The organism is Pseudomonas sp. PA-4-8C (assembly GCF_021606625.1).
GTDB lineage: Bacteria > Pseudomonadota > Gammaproteobacteria > Pseudomonadales > Pseudomonadaceae > Aquipseudomonas > Aquipseudomonas lactis.
The window spans coordinates 1-6480 of the sequence record NZ_WKCD01000298.1 but is presented as its reverse complement, the minus strand read 5'-3'; the positions used below and the strand labels follow the sequence as shown (position 1 = coordinate 6480).

The window sequence follows — 6480 nt, the reverse complement described above, 5'->3', positions numbered from 1 at the left end:
TATCCAGACGATGTTCGGCGGGCTGGCGATCCACCTGTTTTTAGGCTCGATTTTCGACGGCTGGAAAGCCCTCGGCGGTACCGGTGAGGTGATCGGTTTCATGCTGTTCTGGTGCTTGAACCTATGGGTGGTGCTGCGCGGCGCCGAGTCGATCAAGCGCCTGGAAACCTTGTCGGCGCCGCTGTTGGTCGCCGTGGGAGTTGGCCTGCTGGTATGGGCGATGCCGAATGTGTCCCTCAGCGAGCTGATGGCGATCCCACCCAAGCGCCCCGAAGGCGCAAGCCTCACCGGTTACTTTATGGCGGGGCTTACGGCGATGGTGGGTTTCTGGGCCACGTTGTCGCTGAACATTCCCGACTTCAGCCGCTACGCCAACAGCCAGAAAGACCAGATTCTGGGGCAGATCTTCGGCTTGCCGCTGACCATGTTCCTGTTCGCCGCCCTCGGCGTGGTCATGACCGCCGCCTCGGTGAAACTGGTGGGGGTCAGCGTCTCCGACCCGGTGAGCCTGATCGGTCATATCCAGAGCCCGGTGTGGGTGGCCATCGCCATGGCGCTGATCATCGTCGCGACCTTGTCCACCAACACCGCGGCGAACATCGTCTCGCCCACCAACGACTTCCAGAACATCGCCCCCAAGCTGATCAACCGCACCACGGCGGTGATCCTCACTGGCCTGGTAGGGCTGGCACTGATGGCCCATGAACTGCTGAAAAAACTCGGGCTGATCGTCTCGGACGTGAGTCTTGAAACCGTGTATTCCAATTGGCTGCTGGGTTATTCGAGCCTGCTGGGGCCGATTGCCGGGATCATGGTGGTGGACTACTTCATTACTCGAAAACAGCAGCTGGACCTGGCCGGCCTGTACCGCGATGACGTGTACCCGGCCTGGAACTGGAGCGGCTTTATCGCCTTTGGCGTACCGGTGGTGCTGACGCTGCTGTCGCTGGGCAGCGATGCGTTCAGCTGGTTCTACAGCTACGGCTGGTTCACCGGCTCGGCGTTGGGCGGGGTGTTGTATTACGGGCTCAATGCCAAGCGCGCTAGCAGTCCACTCAGCGCCAAATCCCCGTTGTAAACACGGTTCAGGTGGGAGCTGGCTTGCCTGCGATAGCGGACTATCAGTTAAAGCCGTGTCGCCTGACACACCGCTATCGCAGGCAAGCCAGCTCCCACAGTTGACCGCGTTAATTCATAAGAACCTGTAGCCTGAGGAGACCCCCATGAACGCTGCCCTCGACGTTCTGCAATCGACCCATCAGCACATCAACCGCGACCGTCTGTGGCAGTCGCTGATGGACCTGGCCAAACTTGGCGCCACCCCCAAGGGCGGTGTGTGTCGCCTGGCCCTCACCGACCTCGACCGCAAGGCTCGCGATCTCTTCGTGCAGTGGTGCGAAGCGGCCGGTTGCACCGTGACCATCGACGGCATCGGCAATATCTTTGCGCGTCGCCCCGGCCGCAACCCCGACCTGCCGCCAGTGATGACCGGCAGCCATATCGACACCCAGCCCACCGGCGGCAAGTTCGACGGTTGCTTCGGCGTGCTGGCCGGTGTGGAAGTGCTGCGCACCCTTAACGACCTGAATGTGGAAACCGAGGCGCCGCTGGAAGTGGTGGTATGGACCAACGAAGAAGGCTCGCGCTTCCCGCCGTGCATGATGGGCTCAGGGGTGTTTGCCGAGAAGTTCACCCTGGCCGATACCCTGGCCAAAGTGGATGCCGATGGGGTCAGCGTGGGGGAGGCGTTGAACGCGATTGGCTATGCGGGAACGCGGCCGGTCAGCGGGCATAAGGTCGGCGCTTATTTCGAGGCCCATATCGAACAAGGGCCGATTCTGGAGGATGAACACAAAACCATCGGCGTGGTGCTCGGCGCCCTCGGGCAAAAGTGGTTTGACCTGAAGCTGCGCGGTGTTGAGGCCCATGCCGGCCCTACACCCATGCACTTGCGCAAGGACGCCCTGGTCGGCGCGGCCGCGGTGGTGGCCGCCGTGAACGCGGCGGCGTTGGCGCACCAGCCCCATGCGTGCGGCACGGTGGGCTGCCTGCAAGCGTATCCGGGATCGCGCAACGTGATTCCCGGTGAAGTACGCATGACCCTGGATTTTCGTCACTTGGAACCGGCACGGCTGGATTCGATGATTGCCCAGGTGCGCCAGGTGATCGAAGACACCTGCGCCAAACATGGCTTGAGTTTCGACCTGCAGCCCACGGCGGACTTCCCGCCGCTGTACTTTGACAAAGGCTGTGTGGAGGCGGTGCGCGATGCCGCCAATGGCTTGGGCTTATCGAACCTGGACATCGTCAGCGGGGCAGGGCACGACGCGATCTTCGTCGCTGAGCTGGGCCCGGCGGGGATGATCTTTGTGCCGTGTGAAGGCGGCATCAGCCACAACGAAATCGAAAATGCCGCGCCGGATGACTTGGCGGCAGGGTGTGCGGTGTTGTTGCGCGCCATGCTAGCCGCTTCAGCGGCCATCGCCAGCGGCAAACTCGCGGCCTGATCGTTCCCACGCTCCGCGTGGGAATGAACCCTGTGACGCTCCGCGTCACGATTTTAAGGGCAGACGCAGAGCGTCCTGAACGGCGTTCCCACGCAGAGCGTGGGAACGATCAGTAGTCAGCAGGTCATTAGCCCGGCTGCCAGCCGCCGCCGAGTGCGGTCAAGAGTCCCACGCTTGCCTGCAATTGCCGGGTCTGCACCGCCTGCAACGTTCGCTGTGCCTGCAACGCGGCGGTTTGGGCGGTGACCACGTCCAGGTAACTCACCGCCCCGGCCTGATAGCTATTCATCGCCAAAGCCTGGGTATGTTGCGCCGCCTCTGCCGCCGCTTGCTCGTCCTCGGCTTGCTGCTGCAGGTCTCGCAGTTGTGCGAGGTTATCCTCCACCTCACGCACGGCTTTCAAGACGTGGCTACGGTACTGTGCCGAGGCCTCCTCGAACTCGGCCTTGGCCTGGCGCTCGTTGGCGCTCAAGCGCCCGCCGTCGAAGATCGGCAGGTTCATCAGCGGCCCCAGCGCCCAGTACCGGTTGCCGGCGGACAGCAGGTTGCCGACGCCTTGGGTCTGCCCGCCCAGCACACCGGTCAAACTGAAATCCGGAAACCAGGCTGCCTTGGCCACGCCGATAGTCGCGTTGGCTGCAAACACGCGACGCTCAGCGGCGGCAATGTCCGGGCGACGCTGCAGCAGGTGGCTGGGCAACTGCGCCGGAATGCCTGGCAACGCCATTAATTGCGAACTGGACGGCAGTGAAAAATCACTGGCCGTTACGCCCACCAATGCACCGATGGCATGCTCGACGAGGTTGCGCTGGCCACGCACTTCGTCCAACTGTGCCTTAGCTTCGGCCAGTTGGTTTTGCGCGCGGGTCAGGTCCAGTTCCGACGCAATCTGGCCTTCATAACGGCTGCGGGTCAGTTGCAGCGCCTGGCTGAATTCCTCCAGTGAACTGTTGAGTATCCTGCTTTGTGCATCCAGCCCATTGAGCTGCACATACAGGCTCGCCAACTGCTGTTGCAGGCTCAAGCGCACCACCGCCAAATCATCAAAGGACGCTTGTGCCTGGGCATCGCCCGCGGCGACCTGATTGCGGATTCTGCCCCACAGGTCGAGGTCGTATCCCAGGGAGAACCCAGCGGTATTGCTGTTGTACACCGACGGCTGTGTAGTGCCGCGTAACGGTCGTGAATCCGATTGACGCTGGCGCAGCGGTTGCGCGCTGGCGGTGATTTGCGGGAAAAGGCCCGCGTGCAATTGGCTGGCGTAGGCCTGGGACGCATCGAAGTGCGCCAGCGCCGCGGCCAGGTCCGGGTTGGCCTTGAGCAGTTGCTGTTGCAGCGCATTCAGGCGCGAATCGTGGTAAAGCTGCCACCACTGGGGCGCCAATTGGTCCGACGGTTGCGCACTGTGCCAAGGGCCATCGCTGGTTTGTTCACGGTAGTTCGCGGGCAGGTCAATCGACGGCACTTTATAGCTGGGTGCCATCGAGCAACCCTGCAACGCCAGCAGCACCAACGCTGCCAGCGGCTTAAGCTTTGGGCGCATGGGCACCTCCCGAGGCGTCGGCCAGTTGCACCGGGTCGCCTTCGCGCAGGGCGTCGGGCGGGTTGTCGATGATACGGTCAGCAGGCTTCAGGCCCTGGTCGATCACCAGGCGCTCGCCGAGGTCCAGGCCAATATGAATGTCTTGCAGGTGCACATGGTTGCGACCGTCCAGTATCGCAACCTGGGTGCCCTGGGCGCGGAAGATCAAGGCGCTGGCCGGGATGCTCACGCCATGGGTGTCAGCCGGAATCGGCAGGGTGACTTCGGCGTAATCGCCCGGCAGCAGTTCGCCGTTGGGGTTGTCGGCGACGAACTGAGCGAGCAGGGTGCCGGAGCGGCGGTCGATGGCGGTGGAGTCACCGATCAGACGTGCCTTGAAGTGCTCGCCGGGGTGCTCGGGGACGGTCAGTTCGGCCTCAAGGCCTGTATGGATGACCGCTGCATAGTTCTGCGGCACCGGCACATACAAGCGCAATTGGTGGGTGTCGGCAATGTTGAACAGTTCCGGATCGCTGGCGTTATCGGCCTTGATCAACTGGCCGATGTCGGTGTTACGGGCGGTGATGGTGCCGGCGAACGGCGCGCGAAGGGTCTTGTAGCTTTCCAGGGCGCACAGTCGCGCATAGTCTGCTGCAGCGGCTTCGGTGTTGGCCTTGGCGGCTGCGGCATTGGAGGTTTTCTCATCGGCGTCCTGGCGCGATACCGAATGGCTGGCCAGCAGGTTTTGCCAGCGGGTCGCCGTGGTGGCTGCCAGGTGTGCATTGGCTTGTTGCTGGATCAGGCGCGCATGGGCCTGGGCCAGTTGTTGGTCGAGGTCGGGGCTGTCGATTTCGGCGAGGATTTGCCCGGCCTTGACCTGGGCGCCGATGTCGACTTTCCAGTCCTTCAAGTAGCCGCTGACCCGCGCATGGATCGCCGCCTTGCTCCACGCCTCCAGGTGAGCGGGCAGGCGTAGGGTGTCACCGCCGGCGTTTGGCTTGGGTTGGAACACCATCACCTGGGGGACGGCGGCGGCTTCGGTCCAGGCGGTGACCGATTGCTCGTGCAGCGTACGCGCGTGCAGGCCGCTGGCGACCAACAGGGCAGCCAACGTCAGGCCACCGACACCCAGGAGCATCAGACGCTTGCGCGAGGGTTTTTGATCAGGCGACATGGGGCGTTTCTCCAGCAGTTGCGCGAGTAGGATGACGGCCGTGGACCAGGCTGAAGACCACGGGAACAAACAACAAAGTGGCGATGGTGGCGAAGATCAAGCCGCCGATGACTGCCCGGCCGAGCGGGGCGTTCTGCTCCTCGGAAATCGCCAGGGGCAGCATGCCGATGATCATCGCCAGGGCGGTCATGCACACCGGGCGAAAGCGTGTGTAGCCCGCTTCCAGCGCGGCTTTCAACGCATCGCCATGTTCGGCCAGGCGCTCACGGCAGAAGCTCACCACCAGGATCGAGTTGGCGGTGGCCACGCCCATGCACAAGATGGCGCCGGTGAGTGCTGGCACCGACAACGAGGTGCCACTGAGGAACAGCATCCACACGATGCCCGCCAATGCTGCCGGCAACGCCGTGATGATCACAAAGGGGTCGGCCCATGACTGGAAGTTGACCACGATCAGCAAGTAGATCAGCACCACCGCGCCGAGCAGCCCGAAGCTCAAACCACTGAACGCCTCATGCAGCGCATCGATCTGCCCGTGCAGGCTGATGGTCGCGCCTTTGGGACGCATGGACGCCGTGTCATCCAGCACTTTTTGCACATCGCGGGCCACACCGCCGAGGTCGCGGCCTTGCACGTTAGCGTACAGGTCCAGGGTCGGTTCGATGTTGTAGTGGGTCACCACGGCCGGGCTTTGTACCCGGGAGATGGTTGCCACGCCGCCGAGGATTTGCGCCTGCCCGTTTGCCCCCGTCACCGGCAGCGCTTCCAGGGACGGCAAGCTGTCGAGGCGGTATTGCGGGGTGGCAGCGACGATGGAATAAGACACGCCGTTGGCCGGGTTGAGCCAGAAGGTCGGCGCGGTTTGCGAGCTGCCGGCGAGGGAGGCGACCATGCTGTTGGTGACATCACGCTCGGTAATGCCCAGGCCGTTGGCGCGCATACGGTCCACGTTTACTTGCAGCGAGGGGTAGCCGGTGGACTGCTGGATACGCAGGTCGGCAATCCCCGGTACATGCTGCAAGCGCCGTTCAAGTTCGACGGCATAAGCGCGGTTTTCTGCGTCATTGCGCCCGGAGATTTTGACGTCCAGCGGGGCGGGGGCGCCGAAGTTGAGGATCTGGCTGCTGATGTCGGCGGGCAGGAACGCAAAGTGGCTGCCGGGGAAACTTTGCGGCAGGGCTTCGCGCAGTTTTTTCACATAGTCGGCGGTGGGCGCGTGGTGCGTTTTCAAGCTGACTTGAATCTGTCTCTTTTACCCATCTTGCGCTGCCGTCGAA

4 protein-coding genes and 1 pseudogene are annotated in these 6480 nt (G+C 63.1%); 2 read left to right on the top strand and 3 right to left on the bottom strand.

The window, feature by feature from the left end; translation table 11 throughout:
* A partial coding sequence (locus GIW04_RS26420; RefSeq protein ID WP_236479348.1) for a cytosine permease occupies positions 1-1078 on the top strand: 1078 nt, incomplete at its 5' end.
* 145 nt (positions 1079-1223) lie between these two features.
* Positions 1224-2507: a Zn-dependent hydrolase gene (locus tag GIW04_RS26415; protein ID WP_003192274.1), complete on the top strand. Its 1284-nt coding sequence runs from the start codon at positions 1224-1226 to the stop codon at positions 2505-2507.
* 127 nt (positions 2508-2634) lie between these two features.
* On the opposite strand, the gene GIW04_RS26410 is transcribed toward GIW04_RS26415, so the two are convergent.
* From GIW04_RS26410 to GIW04_RS26400, 3 genes and pseudogenes are all read right to left on the bottom strand, one after another.
* A complete protein-coding gene (locus GIW04_RS26410; RefSeq protein ID WP_034134297.1) occupies positions 2635-4050 on the bottom strand; it encodes an efflux transporter outer membrane subunit in 1416 nt (471 codons plus the stop codon).
* Positions 4034-5203 carry an efflux RND transporter periplasmic adaptor subunit gene (locus GIW04_RS26405; RefSeq protein WP_120248850.1) on the bottom strand — a complete coding sequence of 390 codons (1170 nt, stop codon included), beginning with the start codon at positions 5201-5203 and terminating at the stop codon, positions 4034-4036. The genes GIW04_RS26410 and GIW04_RS26405 overlap by 17 nt, the downstream gene beginning before the upstream one ends.
* A pseudogene (locus tag GIW04_RS26400) lies at positions 5193-6446 on the bottom strand (efflux RND transporter permease subunit); the annotation flags it as partial. The gene GIW04_RS26405 and the pseudogene GIW04_RS26400, both read right to left, overlap by 11 nt.
* Positions 6447-6480: the final 34 nt, after the last annotated feature.

Coding starts and splice junctions, on each gene's coding strand:
- GIW04_RS26405 (WP_120248850.1), bottom strand. CDS start 5,203: ATGTCGCCTGATCAAAAACCCTCGCGCAAGCGTCTGATGCTCCTGGGT.
- GIW04_RS26415 (WP_003192274.1), top strand. CDS start 1,224: ATGAACGCTGCCCTCGACGTTCTGCAATCGACCCATCAGCACATCAAC.
- GIW04_RS26410 (WP_034134297.1), bottom strand. CDS start 4,050: ATGCGCCCAAAGCTTAAGCCGCTGGCAGCGTTGGTGCTGCTGGCGTTG.